The following is an 18,073-nucleotide window of genomic DNA, read 5'->3' as shown; positions in this document are numbered from 1 at the left end:
CGAATGAGAGGGGTTATGAAATGAATATTGAACAAAAGAAATCTTTAATAGCAAACGAAATTCAGCAAATGAAAGATTTAGCTCATATTTGTGGGCAACACGATCAAATTGATTACTCATCAGATTTACATATAAACTTTTTAACTGCTCGCAATAATGAAGAGGTATATGATTTCCTATTTTATGATAATACTCAATTAATCGGTGCATTAAGTATGTATGATTTTGAAAGACCGACAAAACTGGAGTTAATAGGGTTTGTTCATCCGAACTATAGGAAACAACATATAGGCACTACTCTTTTACAAACCGCAATGAAAGAAATACGAATAAGAGCGGCAGATGAAGCTCTTCTTATTATGAATGGGGATTCTGCTTCTGGGAAAGAATTTGCAAGACATATGAAGTTACCTTATTTATATAGTGAATATAGTATGGAGTTCAAAGCTAAAGAAGTTCAAAAAACAACAAAGAATTCTATACAGCTTACTCTTGCATCTTCAGGGTCACTTCTTGATCTTATTGAAATTTCCAGTAAAGCTTTTGGAGATTCAGCAAAAAATACCGCTACATGGTTACAAAAAATGATGAATTCCCCTTCCTATCAAGTTTACTGTGCTCTTATCGACGAAAAAGTGATAGGAACGATTACAGTTTCTGAGCAAGAACAATCTACTACACTATCAGGATTCGCCGTTCATCCTTCTTATCAAGGTAAAGGATACGGAAAAGATATTCTTAGTTATATGGTACATACCCTTATTACAAAAGGAATTTCAACAATTGAATTAGACGTCGAAACGAAAAATAACCACGCTTTAAAACTATATACACAATGTGGTTTTGAAATGAAAAAGAAGCATGACTATTATAATGTAATGAATCTTGAGGTGAATACATATGTGTAAAAAACTAATTTATTCTGATTATGATATTTTCGCATCCATTTATAATAAACATTGGGGGCATTATGCTGAACACTCCTATCTACTTTTGGAAAAACTCGTTTTACAATATGCACCACCACATTCTCATATTTTAGATCTTTGCTGCGGGACTGGTCACCTTACTAAGAAATTAATTGATAATACTTTTTTAGTAACTGGTATAGATGGTTCTGCTCAAATGATTGAATACGCACGTCAAAACGCGCCAGACGCAACCTTTATCGTCGATGATGCTCGTTATTTCACTATGTTATCTCTACTGGCGATAGCTTAAACCATATTTTAAAATTAGATGAATTAAAAAATGTTTTTCATAATGTTTACTCCGTATTACATAGCGAAGGTACATTCGTATTTGATATGAATATGGAGAAATGTTTTCTTGAAAATTGGATTGCTTCATTTCATATTTCAGCGGAAGAATATGTATGTACAATTGATTCTACATATGATAAAGAAAATAAAAAAGCAGAAATGAACTTTATACTATTTCAACATAACATAGATAATAATTGGAAAAGAAGTGACTTTTCTTTTGAGGAAGCTTGTTATTCCAATGAAGAAATAATTTCTTCATTGGAATCTGTAGGTTTTAAGAACATTCAATTACACGGTACAAACAGAACATTTTTCATTTGTCAAAAATAAAAAAACTGAATCATAACGATTCAGTTCTTTCTTAGTATATTTACGACAGCAGCCGTTTCATTATTTTCTTTATACACTCGCGGGATTCTTCTGTCTAACATACAAGTAACTTCATAGTTAATTGTACCTAACATATCCGCTACTTCTTCTACCGCAATTTCTTCTTCACCTTGTTTACCGTAGAATACTACTTCATCCCCAACTTGTACTGGCATTGCTTTTGAAACGTCTAACATAAGTTGATCCATACAAACACGGCCAATAACAGGTACTCGAACTCCATTTATTAATGCATGCCCTTTATTAGATAACTGACGATTATATCCATCAGCATAGCCAATCGGTACAGTTGCAATCCATTCTTCACCAGTCGTTACATACGTATTCCCATAACTTACACCGCGATTCTTCTTCGCATGTTTAATATGAGCTACTTTTGATTTTAATGACAACGCAGGCTGTAAAGAAACGACTGCATGATCTACCTCTTTTGAAGGATACATTCCATATATTCCAATACCTACACGAACCATATTTTGAAATGTATTGCTAAGCTCCATTGAACCTGCACTATTTGAACTATGAATATATGGAATATGAATTCCTAATTCTTTTGCTGCATTGACAGCTTTCTCAAATAAACTTGTTTGCATATTCGTATATGATTTATCAATTTCATCTGCCGTAGAGTAATGTGTAAACATTCCTACTACCTCTACATACTCCATACGGTTTAATTCTTCTAAAAATGGTTTAACCTCTTCTTCTTGTAAACCGATACGACTCATTCCTGTATCAATTTTCACTTGAATTTGCGCTTTCTTTTGAAGACGGTTTGCGATTTCATTTATACCTTGTAAATCTTCACTTCTATAAACAGTCATCATAACGTCATATTGAATTGCCTCTTCCGCAGCTGCTACTGATGTATAACCTAAAATTAAAATCGGCACGTTAATTCCTGCTTCTCTTAACTCTATCGCTTCATCTACAAATGCAACTGCAAGCTGATCTATTCCTACTTCACTAGCAGCTTTCGCAACTTCAACCGCCCCGTGACCATACCCATTTGCTTTTACAGCAGCCATCATTGCAATATTTTCATCATTCACACGCTTTTTAAATTCTTTTACATTATGTTTTACTGCATTTAAGTCAACTTCAATAATTGTATCTCTTCCATATTTCAAACTCATTGGTCTAACTCCTAACTCAATAATTGCATTCCATTCTATTTCACGTTTCATATGACCTTTTACAATATAATACTTTTCAATATGCTAGTCAAACTACTAGAATTTTCGGAATTTTGAGTATGATATAATACCCTTAAGAAACTATTATATACGGAGAAGAGGAGAATTACAATGTTTGTACAATCTGCATTGCATCAACTACAAGTTGCTGTTGATACTTCTATTCAAATGCTTAACCAATATAATGAAGATAGTTTAAAAATACAACCAATTCACTCGAAGCGAGCTTTATTTGAAATGTGTGCACACCTTTCTCTGATTTGCCATGCGGATTTACTCATTTTAAATGGTAGTACTGAAAAACAACTACACACTTTCTATAAAGAACAAACACCCGAAACAATTACGCAAATGCAAAAAACGATGCTACAGGGCTACGATGTACTTTCTAAAACTTTTTTATCCTATTCCAATGAAGAATTAGCGGAAATGAAGACTGCTTATTGGGGTATTTCTTATTCCCGCTTTGAATGGTTACTTGAAATTGTTGCCCACTTTTATCATCATCGTGGGCAAATTCATATTTTATTGTGCGAGCACATTAAAGATCCTAACATACCTTTATTCCAATAAAGGTATGTTAGACGACATGAAAATTCTCTAAAGCAAATAAAATACCACCTTCACTCGCCTTCTTTGTAACGAAATCAGCTTTTGTTTTTAGTACTTCTCCGCCATTCCCCATCGCAATTCCTAATCCTACATATTGCAACATCTCAATATCGTTTCCACCGTCACCAAAAGCAATTGCTTCTGATTTACAAATGTTTAAGTGATCCAATACTTTTTGAATTGCGGTGAGCTTCGATACTTTATTATCTTCCAATACATTTATGACATAACCATGAAAACGGTCGAATGTAAGCATTGGGTATTTTTCAATAAATTTTTGAGATTCTATTTCATCCGCATACAAACATAAACAATAGATCTCTTCAGACAAATCCTTGCTTTTTTCAGGGTACTCCCCTAAATTTAACGTCTCGCTAAGTGCTTGCATTACACGCTCATTATCTGAGGCTATTCCGTTCATTGTAAAACCCTCAGTAAAATAAGAAACGCCGTGACCATGTAATTCTGCAAACTCTGAGATATCATGAACGATTTCACTTGAAAGTACCGATTTATGTAGAACTGTTTCCCTACACTTAATATGTGCACCATTTGCAGAAATAATTGTATGTATGCCCAGCTCTTTAAATTGTGAACATAAGCTATATGGTCTCCCTGTTGTAACAACTACGTGAATTCCTTTATCTATTAATCTTTGTATCGCTTCTTTTGTACTTTCGTGCATACTTCTATCAATCTCACTTAAAAGCGTACCGTCAACATCAAAAAACACTACTTTGTACACGGGTCTTTACATCCCGTCCAAATGATTCGTATCATTAATGAAATGTACCGTTTTTTGTTCGCCATCAATTTCAATTAAGCTTATTCCCGTATCTCCCATTTTAAAATAATAGTCCATTGAAATGGGCATTTTGAAAAACGCACGTAATAGACTATTTATTACACCACCGTGTGCAACGATTGCTATCCGTTCATACGTATTCTCTGTCACGATTTTAGAAAAGATTCCTTCTATTCTCATTCTAAATTCAATAAATGATTCCCCATTTTCAAAACGGTCATGAAGAAACTTTGGCTCTGGATATTTCTTTGCTTCTTCAAAAGATAAGCCTGCTTGCACTCCGTTATTAAACTCCATTAATTCCTCTTCTAGTTGAATTGGGCATCCAATTCCTTCAGCTAACGTTTCACCAGTTTCACGAGCACGCTTTAATGTACTTGCCCAAATGAAATCTGGTGGAAAATCTGCTTTCACTTTCTGTACAAGCCTTTGCACTTGCTGTCTTCCTTTTTCTGTTAATTCAAAGTCAGCTCGCCCTTCATGTACGTTTAAGATATCAGCTTCTGATTCTCCGTGGCGTATTAGCAGTATTTGCATTTTTTCTCCACTCCCTCGTTTAATATCCACAAAATCCCATTATATCATACTCTGAATTTTCTATTACAAAAATATATTACTGTACAGTTGTTCAACCCGTTTTAATAAACGAGTTATTCCACTTAACAATTACAAGCACTCTAAACTTATAATTCTTTTAAAAGTGAAAAGAAAATCCATCTTCATAGTAGCAAAGAGGCTAATATTTTTTATCTAGATAAAAACAAAAAGAGAAACGGCATTCCATTTCTCTTTTTCACTCTTATTGTTCTTTTTGTGTATCTGAAGAAGGCAATTTCTTCGCTTGTTTTTCTTTAAAGATTTCTCCAATGGCCCCGAGAGTACCAAGCGTCTCAATTGCATTAGATGGAATAAAGACTTTATTTGCTGGCCCTTTTGCAACCTCAATCAATGATTCAAATGATTTATAAGCAAGTACGCGTTCATCTAAATCTGCTGCACGAAGTAATTCAATTCGATTTTGTTCTGCTTTTGCAATTTCCTCAATCGCTCTTGCTTCCCCTTGCGCTTCTAATTCTTTTGCTTCTTTTATACCTTCAGCTTCTCGAATACGTGCTTCTTTATCACCTTCAGCCATTAAGATTTTACTTTGCTTTTCCCCTTCAGCACGAAGAACTTTATCTTGTTTTGCAGCTTCAGCTTCTAAAATGATTGCACGTTTATTACGCTCTGCTTTCATTTGTTTTTCCATTGATGCTTGCACATCTTTCGGCGGATTAATATCAACAACTTCAACACGTTCAATACGAACGCCCCATTTTTCTGTTGCTTCATCAAGTGCTAAGCGAATTTCTGTTGAAATTTTTTCACGACCTGATAACGTTTCATCCAGTTCCATATTACCAATGATTTGACGCATCGTTGCAGAAGTAATGTTACGAACACCATATTCATAGTTTGAAATACCATATGTCGCAAGTTCCGGTTCCACAATTTGATAGAAAATAATTGTATCAATCTCTACTTGTACATTATCTTTCGTAATTACCTTTTGGGGTGGTACATTCGTTTGTTGAATACGTAAGTCATGATATACACGAACTCGATCTACAATCGGGATTAATAAATTTAATCCTGGCTGCATAACACGTTGAAACTTACCAAATCTTTCAACGACTCCAACTTTTTGCTGTGGAATAATTTTAATTGTTAACGCGATAAATGTAACAACAATTAGTGCTAAAATAATCGTTAATGTTAATGCTACTGCCATATTTATTCACTCTCCTTTTTAACTTGTAATATAGTACTATTCCTCTTTATAACAATAACTTTTTCTCCAACATCAATTGGATCATCTGCAATAGCTGTCCAAGTATCTCCATCCACCTTCACAATACCATTCGCTTCATTTGTAATCGCTTGCATAACAATACCTTTTTTACCGACAAGCAAATCTACTGTATCAGTAAAACCTTTTGCTTCTCGAAAGTTTTTTGAAATTCTTTTCGTAAAGAAAGTCAATGTTAAACTTACAATCGCACCAGCAACAACTTGTAACAGTAGTGCTTCAGGGGCAAACAAAGCAATTAGACCTCCGACAACAGCTCCAATTCCAAGCCAAAGCATATAAAACGTAATCGACAACAGTTCCGCAATAAATAAAATACCAGCTATTATAAACCAAATTACCCAAGCAGCCATATGCAACCCTCGCTTTCTTTCTCATTTTCTATATGTATATGAAGAAAAGAATGGTTTATCCGCCCTTTCTTATACCGGGGCATTTACTACAAGCTATTGTACATATTCACTGTTATAAAAAGCATCAATAAAATACTATATTAATATATTCTTCATTATACATGAAAATCCCTTTCAAAAAGTGACAAAAAATGAAATTCTTCCGGAAATTTATTTTTTAAATTATAATTATTTTAAATACTGAAATATTATTTTTTAGGAAGGTGGTGTGCTTATTGCAAAATCGTTCATTAACTTACTATTTAGGATCAAAAATATGTATTACTCTCGCTGATATCGTATACATCATGATTATTACAACCCATATGTATATCACAACGAAATCAGCTACATTAACTGCTCTATTTCCATTACTCCAAGTTATAACTAATCTTATAGCAAATACATCTGCACCACTTATCATGAATCGTTTTTCATCTTATTCCTTACTTTTTACACTACAATGGACAAAAACTGCTCTCTTATTTTTATTAATGATATTATTCCCACCCCTGTCCACAAACATTGTAGCACTATTCATTTTCATTTTTTCATTTCATTATGTAGTGGCTGGAGCGCTCCATTACTTTACGGTATTCTGCCGCGCCTTACACCACAAGAAAATTTAGTAAAAGTAAATAGTATTTTTTCCTTTTCCACACAAATTGCGCAAGCCGCTGCTTATTCATTTACAAGTGTTATTGTTCTTCTTATCGGCGCCACCTCTACACTCATGATGAATAACATTTTGATGATTTTTGGATGTGTTGCACTACACATTTCATTACGTTCTATACATAATGAACGAGTAATAGAGCCTTCTTCTTCAAAAGGCGCTGCTTTATTGGAAGGTTGGAAACTCTTATTTCAAAATCCATCTCTCCGTACCGTCACATGTATGGACTTAATGGAAACTTTCGCAGGGACGATTTGGATTGGTGCTATTACGATGGCTTATGTAACAACTGTCCTTCATAAAGGAGAAGAATGGTGGGGATATATTAACACAAGTTATTATGCGGGGACGTTAATTGGCGGGATATTAGCGTGAAAAATGAGTACATACATTCAAAACAATTTAATACGCTCCATGGCGATAGGCTCCCTTATGTTTAGTATTCTTACATTTTTATATGGTATGACAAGTAGCGGGTTTATTGCGCTTTTTCTATGCGTTCTAATGGGGCCATGTTATCAAATTAGAGATATTTCTCAAACGACGGTTTTACAATCCAGCGTCGCTCCTTCTTTATTATCCAAAATGTATACAGCACACGGCGCACTTCTTTCAACAGCTTCTGGTCTTTCTATGCTTAGCGTTGGCATTATTACCGACCTGTTCGGTGTTCGTACTATTTATATTCTCGCTTCTATCCTTATATTGTGCTCTGCTTGTTTATCATTTAACTTATTAAAATATGATAAAACAGAGAAAAAAGATATTTCACTTTAATGAATAAAATAAATAGGACAGGAATTCCTGTCCTATTTATTTTATTCATTATAAGTTAGGGATTTTCCGATGCTTTGTCGCTTGTTCAAAAGCATATGCTAGTTTAATCAAGGTCCCCTCAGAAAAAGCAGTGCTTGCAAGAGTAATTCCAAACGGTCTTCCGTTATCCATATATCCCGCAGGTATCGCCATAGACGGATAACCTGCTTTCGCACATATAGTCGAGCCGATATAGGAAGGGAATAGAATCGCATCAAGATCATATTTTTTCAGTGCAAAATCAATACCTTGTTCTTTTGAAAAATATATATCTGCTAATCTTGCATTTAAATATTCTGGATTTCTTAACGTATTAGGAAAATCTTTTCTTCTTTCTAACTTAGTTTGTCCATATTTTAAAGCTCTTTCAGCTATGTTTTCATTAAACGCCATTAACTCTGAAATAGAATGTACTGGCATAGTAGAAGGTAATTTAGAAAGATAGTTATCTAAACTATGCTTTAATTCATAGAGCGATACTCCCCAGCTCCATTCTCTATGAAAAGACGGAATATCAATATTTTCTACTACTGTTGCTCCCTCACTACGCAATACTTCAATCGTTTCCTTAAACAATTTTTCATCATATTCACCAGTTTCATAATAATCTTTTGGTGCATTGCTATATACACCAATCTTTGCTCCATGTAAACCGTTAACATCAAGATATTTTGTATAATCATGTTCTGCTATACCTTCACTTTTATGAGTAGCTACATCCTTCTCGTCTACCCCAGTTAAACTCCCTAGCAAAATAGCAGCGTCTGTAACCGTTCTAGCAAATGGACCAGCTGTATCTTGCGAATACGTGAACGGAATAATGCCTCTACGACTAATTAGACCAACAGTCGGTTTAATACCGACTACAGAACTTTGAACAGCCGGGCTTAAAATAGCAGCATCCGTTTCCGTTCCAACAGATACTACTGTAAAGTTAGCAGCAACTGCAATTGCAGACCCCGTACTAGAGCCACCAACAAACATATCATCCTCGCCCGTCCCATATGGATTGATTGTTTGTCCACCTCTTGCACTATATCCAGCCCACATGTCAAAAGACATTGCATTTGCTAATTCTGTCATATTTGTTTTTCCTATTATTACTGCTCCTGCCTCTCGAAGTTTCGTAACGAGAAATGCATCTTCACTACTTATATTTTGTTCCAGGGCAATCGTACCTGCACTTGTATGCATAGAGTCATTCGTTTCAATATTGTCCTTAAGTAAAACAGGTATACCATGTAATGGTCCCCGTCCACCTTTTGTCTTTCTTTCATAATCTAGCGCTTCTGCAATAAAAATAGCGTCAGGATTGATTTCTAAAATAGAATTGATTTTTGGCCCTTCTTGATCATATTTCGCGATTCTATGAAGATAATACATAACTAATTCTTTTGAAGTTAATTGCCCAGCTTCCATCGCTACTTGTATATCATGAATTGTTAATTCTTTTTGTAATCGAGCATTGAACTGAATCTCCATCTTCATTCTCCTTCTTTAAAAGCTTTTATTGATAACGTGTATCTATTACTTTTTCATTTTCTCCGCTCCTCGCATATACAACTACAATCCCTTTCAAAGAATTCAACTTACCAATGTAAAAACCTTTTATTTCCTGAAAAATAAAAAAGTCTGAAACGATTAAATTTCCGCTTCAGACTCTTTTATTACTTTACATATACCTCATCTAACAAATGTAAAAACTCACCTTGTTTCCCAGCTAGTGCAGGGCATTTTGCAATATCAATCCATTCGTAGCAAAATACTAACCCTTGATCTTCCTCACCGGCACTTACAATATGTTCCCAATCATCTTTTACATCTGTTAGTAAAGTTACGTGGAAAAAATGCCGCTTTTGATATTCCTTTTTCTCTTTCACAAGTATGATGTAATCGGCTAGGAATCTTTCTATGCATAAATGACGTAATCCAGACTCTTCCTGTACTTCACGTAAAATTGCTGCTTCTAACGTTTCCCCTTCGTCAACTGTTCCCCCTGGTACTTGTATACCAGCTTCAGGTATATCACGATGTTTAAAAACAAGCAGTTGCATAACTCCTTCTTTTTCTCTTGTCACATATGCGTGTACTTTTTTCTTATATAACACCGTCATAATCCTTCTCTCCCCTCAATTGCTCACTGCGTTACTTCTTCAAGCGTCAGTTGATTTTCATATAAATATGTAGCTTGTGGGTTACCCACATACCTTACGTGCCATGGTTCATATCGATAGCCCGTAAGCGATTCTTTCTCTTTTGTATATCGAATTACAAACCCAAATTTATGGGCATTTTCAGACAGCCACTGCCCTTCTTTCGTTTCACCAAAAATTGTCTCTAGCTGAAACTTAGCAGCTTGAGATGTAATATCCATAGCAAGCCCTGTTTGATGTTCACTCGTACCAGGAACCGCACTCGACATCGCTGTTTTTACTGCTCCATCTTGCTTTTTATACATCGTATTTAATGCTTTTTGTCGATCGAAAGATCTAAATCCCGATACTGCAAATAAGAAAATATGCTCCTTATCAGCTTGCTGAAACATTTCCTCTAGCGCCCCTGCTGCTTCTTTCCTCATTTTTTTCTTTTCTTGATCACCTTCACTTGAGTAGCGCACTTTCGGAATAACTAAATCTGGCGGTCTGTATCCATCTGGTAAACGTCTACTTTTATTCACAAGCACAAGCATCGAATTCGGATTACTAATTACCGCAATATCACCATCCATATTGGCAATCGTTTCTTTCGCTTTCGGAAATATGTTATTCACATTTACCTCGCGCGCCTGCTTATCCTTATACATTTTATAATTGATTCCTGCTACTCCAACAATGAGTATCATCGCTACGATACCAAGTAGTATCCATCTTTTTTTCATATAACGACCTCTTATTTTAATAATTTGGCCATTTCATACTCATCGATGTTCTCTCCACCGATAATAAGAGCTGCTCTTTTGACACCTTCTTTCTCAAATCCAACTTTTTTATATAGTGCCTGAGCTCTTGTATTGTGGGCCATTACCGTTAATTCTAAACGCCATACATCATGTAATCTTGCCCACTTCTCAGCCTCTTTAAACAATCTCGTCCCAATACCTCGCCCGCTATACTCTTGCAAAATACCAATTACAATACTTGCTACATGTCTCTTTCTTTGAATATGATTTCCATTCACTAAAATAAACCCTACTATACTTCCTTCTTCAACTGCTACGAATATTGTTGCATATTCATTTTCTATAAAGCGATGAATCATTTGTTCTTGTTGCTCGGCTGTAAATTTTCTTTCGCCTGGTTCATATAGCATAAATTTCGTTTCTTCATCTAATTGCTTACTTAATTGCAAAAATGGTGCTGCATCTTCTATTTTGATCTCCCTAATCACTTCTATCACCCTACCCGTTTTATAATAAAAAGTTTTCCTTGTAAAAAGATTTTCTCTACTTTCCCGAAAATCCCTTTGTAAATCTCCCAGTATAATTTGACAAATTTCGATATTACTATAACAACGACAAATTATGTCTATTCTGTGACGTCTCATCATGACAAAAAACGCAAGCTTTACACTCACGTTTTTTCAGACTCTCCCACAAATTTATGTTTCATTTTATCCATTCACCTTTTCTGCCTGCCAGAAATATTCACCAAATGCTTTAGCAAGGGCATCAATCGATCGATTTAGTTCTTCCTCCGTATTATCTACGCCACCAACTTCAATTAATATCGCTTGTCCTGATAAGTCTTGATTGTAGACACCATTTCCTGTTTGGAATCCTTTTTGAATGACACCACGACTCACTCCTGGATATTTCTTATTAATTTCCTCATGAAGAGCTGTTGCTAATTGTAAGTTCTTTTCATAATTTTTATTGCCTTTCCCTATTACGAAAGCAAGCTTTGCATATGATTTATCTCCAATTGCTTTTGTCGTGACATTTTTCCGAGCACTATCACGATGCAAGTCAAAGAAGTACTGCAGTTCTTTATTGCCTGTCATTGCTTCTTGTACAATTTCCCGTGACACTTTGTAAGAACTATTACTATTTAACCCTTTACTAATCAACTTTTGGCCGACATCAGTCTTGTCGTTAGTAGCTCCTATCCCTTCACTTTCTAATTGTTCACGAAATCGATCGCCCACTATTGAAATATTAGTGACGGAACTTGTTGCTTTATTCGGATTTGGATCGTTTGCTAAATTTAGTAACGGCAAATAAGATTCCCAACTATGCGAATGATAAATAAGCGCAACTTGTCTTTTTCCTGTTGTTTGAGCCGGTTGCTTTTTCTCTTTGTTCGTATTCGGCTTTTGAGCCTGTCCACCTTCACCAGTTCGTTCTTTTACCACTTCTTCAAGCGGAACGCTCGACTCTATCGGTAAGTTAGAGTAATTTGTCCCTTCACCCGCAATAACAATTTCTGTATCGTACTTTCCAAAACCAGGTAGCTCTTTTCCGACAAAACTGCGTACATCATTAAAACGAATATTCGTAGCCATAGAAAAGAGAAACGAAGAAATTGAAAAATCTTGATTTAAATTTCGATACTCCTGTGTAAAATAATGATTCTCTTTCCCAAGAACGTACATGTAACCATTCATCGATAACTCATTTAACCAATTATATAAATACGTTGACTTTGTCTCTTTCATAGAGGTTACCATCATACTAATAAGAAAAAAAGTCGCTAGTACTGTAGTAATAATAAATAAAACTAACTTACGTACACTTGTGAACTTCACATAAAAAAAGCCTCGATTCATACTATCACCCTCTCTATTTCAAGTTATGTACAAGCTCTAGAGAATAGACCGTCTAAATTCCGGCTATATTGTTAATGAGGTGAAATGAATTGAAGCTACTAATAGGAACATTACCCATTGTACTATCATTTATTTTTTATTGGCTTGCTAAGCATCCTACAATCCGTGTTGCTTTACATATTTCAGCGTACTTAGCACTTTATGTACTCGGTACAATTATTTCTATTAATATATATGATGTTTTAATACAAGATTTAGTTTTCATGACAAGCATTCATGGAATTTTACTAAATCCATTTTTTCTTATATCAGGAGGATATATAGGGATATACACCTTGCACTTAATCTTGTCTTACGTTATTACGAAAATAAAAAATGGAGCGTAATAAAATGCAACCACCATTCATCTGTCATACATGCAAAAAAAGAATTGTGCGAAAGAAAGATCTTATTATTGCCACATCGTACTTCCGCTTTTATTTATTTCACAGTGATTGCTTTAAACGACAGCAAGTGTTCATCTCACGATTTATCCCTGTAAATACGCTTTTTAATTTCTTTCTTATTATATACGGACTTATTTTTGGCAGCATGCTTATGATTACAGAACCATCTATTATTTGGGTGATTTTCTTATTTCCCATTTTATATCGGTTTCTTTCCTATTATTATGTTGAACGTTTTTTCTCTACATAACGTGCAGACTGTCCTCTAGGAATACTTAGACATTCCCACTCATTTTCTTTTAACATCTTCCCAATGTAAATAATCTGTCCAATATGCAAAGCATAATGAGAAATTTGTCTTTCAATTGCTTGCATGACAGTATGTGCTTCACTGCGAATATATACCGTCTGTAATAAATCTTCTGGCGTTAGCACATGCATCGTTTTCAAAACATATTCCCATCCTTCATTCCATGCTGCGAGAACCTCTTCCTTAGAATGATAACCATCTTCAAATTCAGCGTCTCGGTTACGATTTATTTTTTCACCATCAGATGTTAAAAAATCCGTCCATCTAGAACGCATATTACCTTGCAGATGCTTTATAATAACCGCTATACTATTTGTTGCTTCATGAGAAGACCATTCAATCTGTTCATATGATAATTGAGAAAGCACCCGTTCCCCTTGTTTCTTTGTTGCTTCAAAATTCGAAATGGCACATTGTAAATATTCTCGTCCAATATCCATGTTCCCCCGCCTTTACACTAACTAATTTTCGTTCCATTTGGTAATTCCATATTGGGCTGAAGTAATACGACATCACCGGCTTCAGGTACTCCCCCTAAAACAAGCACTTCTGATTTAAATCCAGCTACACGTTTTGGCGGAAAATTTACAACAGCAACGATTTGCTGACCGATTAAATCTTCTGGGGTATATCTCTTCGTAATTTGAGCACTTGACTGCTTAATTCCAAGCTCTCCAAAATCAATTTCTAGTTTAATCGCTGGAACTCTTGCTTCTTTAAATTCCTCTGCATGTGTTACAGTTCCAATTCGTAAATCCAAAGCTAAAAAATCTTCAAAATTAGCCATTTTATCATTCCTCCCATTTATTACTTAGACAAAACAATAAAATCCCCTTTAAAAAAAGAAAGGCGCCTAAGCACCTTTCTTTTGTAGTTCACTTGATTCATTTGATTTATAGAAGAAGAAACCAAGAATCCCGCCAATACATGATGGGATTAACCATCCTATTCCTTCATTATATAATGGTAACATTTGTAGTACGTTAGAAATCGCGTCAATTTTAATGTTCGCACTTTCTAAACCGTTAAAGAAACTAATTAACAATGCGCCTAGAATAGCTCCAATATAAATGGTATTACGCTTCCCAATCCATTTATGGAAGTAAGAAAGTACGATTAATACGATTGCAACTGGATAAATGATCATTAACACTGGTAAAGTAACTGTGATTAATTGTGTTAAACCTAGGTTAGATACAATTAAACTAAACACACATACCATCGTTACAATCGCTTTATGCGAAAGTTTAGGGAATAAGTTTGTAAAGAAGCCAGCACAAGCTGATGTTAATCCAACAGAAGTTGTTAAACAAGCGAGTATAATAACGAGCCCTAATAAAATTTTACCACTTGTTCCATATAACTCATTTACAACATTCGTTAAAATAAGTCCACCATTCTCTGATACACCAAGTGATGTACTTGTTGAACCAAGATAAGCAAGTGATAAATAAATTAACGTTAAACCAAGTACTGCAATAATACCTGATACTACTGTTATTTTTGCAACTTGACTACTTTCTTTTATTCCTTTAGAACGGATAACTTGTACAACGACAATTCCAAATACAAGCGCACTAATTGCATCCATCGTTAAATATCCTTGTATAAATCCACCAAAGAAAGCATTTTCTTTGTATGCTGCTAGCGGCGCAGCTGGTTCTCCAATTGGATCAATAATTGCCTTTCCAACAATAACAGCAACAATCAATACTAACAATGGTGTAAGAAATTTTCCGAACCAATCCACTAATTTAGATGGATTTAATGATAAATACCAAGTTATTCCGAAGAAAACTATCGTGAAAAGAAATAGCATGTACCATTCGGAAACCAATGCCTCTGATAAAAATGGCTTCATACCCATTTCAAATGAAACGGCTCCAGTACGCGGAATCGCGAAAAATGGTCCAATTGCTAAATAACTAATCAATGGGAAAATAAACGCGAATATTGGGTGAACTCTAGAAGATAGCGCTTTCAAGTCCCCCTCTACAAACGCGACAGCTGTTACAGCTAATAGGGGTAATCCGACTCCCGTCACAAGGAATCCAATTGTAGCAATCCAAACATTCTCTCCAGCTTGTTGCCCTAAAACTGGTGGGAAAATTAAATTTCCTGCTCCTAAAAATAGTGCAAATAACATTAAACCGATTGCTACCGTATCACCTGGCCTTAAACGTCCCTTCATACTTTTCATTTGCATAGCACTTTTTCATTGTTTATCTCTATTTTCACAATATGCTATGCATCCTCCTCTCTGCTCAAGCTGATAAAATATGCCCCTTACAAAGCAGTGTCTTTCTCCATAATTTCTCCATTCCCCTTATTTTTACTCTAATTATTAATTTTTGATTTTTTTGAATATTTAACTCATTAGAGTGTTATTGCGTGGAGTATAGTTGTCAGACCTCTTTGTTTTTATCACACATATAGTAACATATTTAGTTGAAAAATAAAAACATATTTTCAAATTGATTTTTTTGAAAATCAAAATTATCTACATTTTTTATTCTTTTACACAAATATTGTTACAATCTCGACTTTTATCCTATCATTATTTTTAAATAACTTTATTCAAGTAACATAACAAAAACCATCCAACATAATTAGATGGCTTTTGCATGTTACTCTATCGTTTCAACTTCGCGTGGATTTTTCATCTCTTCCACATACACAACTCTAAATCCGTGATCTTCTAAATCTTTCAGTAACGTCTCTAATTCACCGTCGTTAAACTCTTCTCCTAATGTAAACATAATTCTCCGAACTAATAAGGCATCATTATCAAAAGTCATTAAACTTTGGATACCTGTATATTTCTTTAATACTGTCGATAATTTTTGAATGGCCCCATTATAATCTTGTGTCCCAATCATGACAGAATATTTACTAGAATGAACGCCCCAAGCATCTTCTAATAACTCGAAAACCTTTTTATGCGTTAAAATTCCAAGAAAGACTCCATTTTCATCAACTACTGATAAATAAGGTAATTTTTTTATTGTAAAAAATACTTTAAAGAACGAAGAATCTTCTCTAACATAACCTTCTTTATCGTTTAATAATTGTACTACACTCTCTTCCAGCGAACCTTTATATTCTAAAATATCTACTTTGTATACATTCCCTAAATATTTCTCTTTTTTTTCATCTAAAACTGGTACACAACGATACCCAGTTTTATTTAAATGCTCCAGTGCTTCCCCTATCGTAATTGAACTTGAGCAAAATAAAACTTCCTTTTTCGGCACATAATTCCCTTTAATCCTCATAAACAGCCTCCTTATGTTAAAATACTTTCTGTGCCATAACTATATTATATTTTCAGAAAAAAATAAATAATTTATTTTACTTTTCTGAAAATTATTTATTTTCTTGTCATAATTTATTCACGTTTCATTCACTTATATCCCCTACAATACTAAATTTCTTTAAGAAAAATATATTGTAACTTACGCCGAAAAAAGCTAAAATAATAATAAGAATTTTCTGAATATTCTAAGAGTAGGTGATTACATGTCTTTATTGCGCTCACATATATGTAAATTTATCGTTGGTGTTCTCATTATATTTATCATTAGTCCTATTCCTGCATTATTCATTACACATAAATACTCATACATAACTGGCTTTATAAGCATTTTTCATAACTTCGCACAACTTTCTTCTATGACAATTCCAAAGATTGATTGGATGCACGAATCTATCTTTTTCTCAGCAAATCAAATGGTTCATACTTCTAATCATTCAACACCGTTATTCCCTTACATATGGGAAATATATTTTTTATCGATTGTTCGTTTTACCTTTACTCTTGCGATTGGATTCTTTATCAGCTTAGGGATCGGCCATTTATTTTTTAAAGCACCTCAATCGGTTAAGAAGTTCACTTATTTATTAAAATGGATACCCTACTCTTTTTGTACTGTATTATTACAATGTTCGGTCTTATTACTACTCCTATACATCGCAAAATTGATAAAGCTTCCTTACTACTCATCTTTTATCATCGTTTGTAGTACTTCCATGATTATCGTTATGCAAGCAATAAAAAAGTGGGTTCCTTTCTTAAGTAACACCAATGAATATGAAATAAAACAATCTTCTTTCCTTGTAGATACATTGTTTTTAGCGCTTACTTCGAATCATAAATCTATTCTAGGTTCCATTATTCTTTCATTCGTTATTATGGAATGCGTTTTTCATGCAAGCGGACTATTGCAATTTGTCGTTCAATTCGGTGGAAATGCACCTGTTATTGTTACAATTAGCTTATTACTTTTGTATATCCCGTATTGCATACTCTCTTTCCTTCAAACACTATGGACGACAAATCACGTTAAACAACAATCATACGCTTTAACGAGAAGTATTCCAAAACCTTAATTTGAAATAACCCTCTATAATATGAAAGTAGGGGGTTATTCCTTTTGTATAGCGGACAAAATAACAGCAAATTCAAAAACTATTGCAGAAACATACCAATATTTACCCTTTTTCTTTGACTATTCTTTTCGTTTGGATTTATTATAAAAGTATAACATAATCG

19 protein-coding genes and 2 pseudogenes are annotated in these 18,073 nt (G+C 34.4%); 7 read left to right on the top strand and 14 right to left on the bottom strand.

Annotated elements, in window-relative coordinates:
* Window positions 1-20 precede the first annotated feature (20 nt).
* On the top strand, window positions 21-908 hold the full coding sequence (locus CER22_RS15065) for a GNAT family N-acetyltransferase (protein WP_088609018.1): 888 nt from the start codon (window positions 21-23) through the stop codon (window positions 906-908).
* A pseudogene (locus tag CER22_RS15060) lies at window positions 901-1,595 on the top strand (class I SAM-dependent DNA methyltransferase). Before CER22_RS15065 ends, CER22_RS15060 begins: the two are co-directional and overlap by 8 nt.
* Before the next feature lie 20 nt (window positions 1,596-1,615).
* Here the strand turns inward: CER22_RS15060 and alr are convergent.
* A complete protein-coding gene (gene alr, locus CER22_RS15055; protein WP_088609060.1) occupies window positions 1,616-2,791 on the bottom strand; it encodes an alanine racemase in 1,176 nt (391 codons plus the stop codon).
* Between the two features lie 171 nt (window positions 2,792-2,962).
* On the opposite strand from alr, the gene CER22_RS15050 reads away from it, so the two are divergent.
* Window positions 2,963-3,424, top strand: a complete 462-nt coding sequence (locus tag CER22_RS15050) for a DinB family protein (RefSeq protein WP_088063128.1) — start codon at window positions 2,963-2,965, stop codon at window positions 3,422-3,424.
* Window positions 3,425-3,431: 7 nt separating this feature from the next.
* Here CER22_RS15050 and CER22_RS15045 read toward each other — a convergent pair whose 3' ends face one another.
* The 4 genes from CER22_RS15045 to CER22_RS15030 form a co-directional block, all read right to left on the bottom strand.
* Window positions 3,432-4,208, bottom strand: a complete 777-nt coding sequence (locus CER22_RS15045; protein ID WP_088063127.1) for a Cof-type HAD-IIB family hydrolase — start codon at window positions 4,206-4,208, stop codon at window positions 3,432-3,434.
* Between the two features lie 6 nt (window positions 4,209-4,214).
* The gene (locus CER22_RS15040; RefSeq protein WP_033656322.1) at window positions 4,215-4,805 is read right to left on the bottom strand and encodes a histidine phosphatase family protein; all 591 of its coding nucleotides are present in this window, start codon (window positions 4,803-4,805) and stop codon (window positions 4,215-4,217) included.
* Between the two features lie 262 nt (window positions 4,806-5,067).
* A complete protein-coding gene (locus CER22_RS15035; protein WP_088063126.1) occupies window positions 5,068-6,039 on the bottom strand; it encodes an SPFH domain-containing protein in 972 nt (323 codons plus the stop codon).
* 2 nt (window positions 6,040-6,041) lie between these two features.
* Window positions 6,042-6,470, bottom strand: a complete 429-nt coding sequence (locus CER22_RS15030) for an NfeD family protein (protein ID WP_087982739.1) — start codon at window positions 6,468-6,470, stop codon at window positions 6,042-6,044.
* Between the two features lie 275 nt (window positions 6,471-6,745).
* Here CER22_RS15030 and CER22_RS15025 point away from each other — a divergent pair.
* Window positions 6,746-7,962 (top strand): annotated as a pseudogene (locus CER22_RS15025) (MFS transporter).
* A 48-nt stretch (window positions 7,963-8,010) separates the two neighbouring features.
* Here the strand turns inward: CER22_RS15025 and CER22_RS15020 are convergent.
* The 5 genes from CER22_RS15020 to spoIIP all read right to left on the bottom strand — a co-directional run bounded on the left by CER22_RS15020 (window position 8,011) and on the right by spoIIP (window position 12,765).
* Complete coding sequence (locus tag CER22_RS15020) at window positions 8,011-9,483, bottom strand: amidase family protein (RefSeq protein WP_088609017.1); 1,473 nt, start codon at window positions 9,481-9,483, stop codon at window positions 8,011-8,013.
* Window positions 9,484-9,668: 185 nt separating this feature from the next.
* Complete coding sequence (locus CER22_RS15015; RefSeq protein ID WP_076537077.1) at window positions 9,669-10,115, bottom strand: NUDIX hydrolase; 447 nt, start codon at window positions 10,113-10,115, stop codon at window positions 9,669-9,671.
* A gap of 23 nt (window positions 10,116-10,138) precedes the next feature.
* On the bottom strand, window positions 10,139-10,879 hold the full coding sequence (locus CER22_RS15010) for a M15 family metallopeptidase (protein ID WP_088609016.1): 741 nt from the start codon (window positions 10,877-10,879) through the stop codon (window positions 10,139-10,141).
* Window positions 10,880-10,890: 11 nt separating this feature from the next.
* Window positions 10,891-11,388 carry a GNAT family N-acetyltransferase gene (locus tag CER22_RS15005; RefSeq protein WP_141542753.1) on the bottom strand — a complete coding sequence of 166 codons (498 nt, stop codon included), beginning with the start codon at window positions 11,386-11,388 and terminating at the stop codon, window positions 10,891-10,893.
* Window positions 11,389-11,610: 222 nt separating this feature from the next.
* Window positions 11,611-12,765, bottom strand: a complete 1,155-nt coding sequence (gene spoIIP, locus CER22_RS15000; RefSeq protein ID WP_088609015.1) for a stage II sporulation protein SpoIIP — start codon at window positions 12,763-12,765, stop codon at window positions 11,611-11,613.
* A gap of 89 nt (window positions 12,766-12,854) precedes the next feature.
* Here spoIIP and CER22_RS14995 point away from each other — a divergent pair, with 89 nt between their 5' ends.
* Complete coding sequence (locus CER22_RS14995; protein WP_088609014.1) at window positions 12,855-13,151, top strand: hypothetical protein; 297 nt, start codon at window positions 12,855-12,857, stop codon at window positions 13,149-13,151.
* 4 nt (window positions 13,152-13,155) lie between these two features.
* Window positions 13,156-13,461: a hypothetical protein gene (locus tag CER22_RS14990; RefSeq protein WP_048543104.1), complete on the top strand. Its 306-nt coding sequence runs from the start codon at window positions 13,156-13,158 to the stop codon at window positions 13,459-13,461.
* On the opposite strand, the gene CER22_RS14985 is transcribed toward CER22_RS14990, so the two are convergent.
* From CER22_RS14985 to cbpA, 4 genes are all read right to left on the bottom strand, one after another.
* Window positions 13,434-13,961, bottom strand: a complete 528-nt coding sequence (locus CER22_RS14985; protein ID WP_088609013.1) for a DUF1572 domain-containing protein — start codon at window positions 13,959-13,961, stop codon at window positions 13,434-13,436. The genes CER22_RS14990 and CER22_RS14985 overlap by 28 nt on opposite strands.
* Before the next feature lie 17 nt (window positions 13,962-13,978).
* On the bottom strand, window positions 13,979-14,308 hold the full coding sequence (gene csaA / locus CER22_RS14980; RefSeq protein ID WP_046954946.1) for a chaperone CsaA: 330 nt from the start codon (window positions 14,306-14,308) through the stop codon (window positions 13,979-13,981).
* 66 nt (window positions 14,309-14,374) lie between these two features.
* Complete coding sequence (gene brnQ4, locus CER22_RS14975; protein ID WP_395940407.1) at window positions 14,375-15,712, bottom strand: branched-chain amino acid transport system II carrier protein BrnQ4; 1,338 nt, start codon at window positions 15,710-15,712, stop codon at window positions 14,375-14,377.
* Between the two features lie 436 nt (window positions 15,713-16,148).
* On the bottom strand, window positions 16,149-16,796 hold the full coding sequence (cbpA, locus tag CER22_RS14970) for a cyclic di-AMP binding protein CbpA (protein WP_088063119.1): 648 nt from the start codon (window positions 16,794-16,796) through the stop codon (window positions 16,149-16,151).
* A 244-nt stretch (window positions 16,797-17,040) separates the two neighbouring features.
* Between cbpA and CER22_RS14965 the strand changes: the two genes are divergently transcribed.
* Window positions 17,041-17,910 carry a hypothetical protein gene (locus tag CER22_RS14965; RefSeq protein ID WP_088609012.1) on the top strand — a complete coding sequence of 290 codons (870 nt, stop codon included), beginning with the start codon at window positions 17,041-17,043 and terminating at the stop codon, window positions 17,908-17,910.
* Window positions 17,911-18,073 lie beyond the last annotated feature (163 nt).

The organism is Bacillus sp. K2I17 (assembly GCF_002209985.1).
Taxonomy (GTDB): domain Bacteria; phylum Bacillota; class Bacilli; order Bacillales; family Bacillaceae_G; genus Bacillus_A; species Bacillus_A wiedmannii.
This window is presented reverse-complemented; position numbering and strand designations above follow the sequence as displayed.

Bases quoted from the DNA above. Each gene is read 5' to 3' on its own strand.
- spoIIP (WP_088609015.1), bottom strand. From the start codon at position 12,765: ATGAATCGAGGCTTTTTTTATGTGAAGTTCACAAGTGTACGTAAGTTA.
- CER22_RS14985 (WP_088609013.1), bottom strand. From the start codon at position 13,961: ATGGATATTGGACGAGAATATTTACAATGTGCCATTTCGAATTTTGAA.
- alr (WP_088609060.1), bottom strand. From the start codon at position 2,791: ATGAGTTTGAAATATGGAAGAGATACAATTATTGAAGTTGACTTAAAT.
- CER22_RS15065 (WP_088609018.1), top strand. From the start codon at position 21: ATGAATATTGAACAAAAGAAATCTTTAATAGCAAACGAAATTCAGCAA.
- CER22_RS14965 (WP_088609012.1), top strand. From the start codon at position 17,041: ATGTCTTTATTGCGCTCACATATATGTAAATTTATCGTTGGTGTTCTC.
- CER22_RS15040 (WP_033656322.1), bottom strand. From the start codon at position 4,805: ATGCAAATACTGCTAATACGCCACGGAGAATCAGAAGCTGATATCTTA.
- csaA (WP_046954946.1), bottom strand. From the start codon at position 14,308: ATGGCTAATTTTGAAGATTTTTTAGCTTTGGATTTACGAATTGGAACT.
- CER22_RS15010 (WP_088609016.1), bottom strand. From the start codon at position 10,879: ATGAAAAAAAGATGGATACTACTTGGTATCGTAGCGATGATACTCATT.
- cbpA (WP_088063119.1), bottom strand. From the start codon at position 16,796: ATGAGGATTAAAGGGAATTATGTGCCGAAAAAGGAAGTTTTATTTTGC.
- CER22_RS15030 (WP_087982739.1), bottom strand. From the start codon at position 6,470: ATGGCTGCTTGGGTAATTTGGTTTATAATAGCTGGTATTTTATTTATT.
- CER22_RS15035 (WP_088063126.1), bottom strand. From the start codon at position 6,039: ATGGCAGTAGCATTAACATTAACGATTATTTTAGCACTAATTGTTGTT.
- CER22_RS15050 (WP_088063128.1), top strand. From the start codon at position 2,963: ATGTTTGTACAATCTGCATTGCATCAACTACAAGTTGCTGTTGATACT.
- CER22_RS15020 (WP_088609017.1), bottom strand. From the start codon at position 9,483: ATGGAGATTCAGTTCAATGCTCGATTACAAAAAGAATTAACAATTCAT.
- CER22_RS15015 (WP_076537077.1), bottom strand. From the start codon at position 10,115: ATGACGGTGTTATATAAGAAAAAAGTACACGCATATGTGACAAGAGAA.
- CER22_RS14990 (WP_048543104.1), top strand. From the start codon at position 13,156: ATGCAACCACCATTCATCTGTCATACATGCAAAAAAAGAATTGTGCGA.
- brnQ4 (WP_395940407.1), bottom strand. From the start codon at position 15,712: ATGAAGGGACGTTTAAGGCCAGGTGATACGGTAGCAATCGGTTTAATG.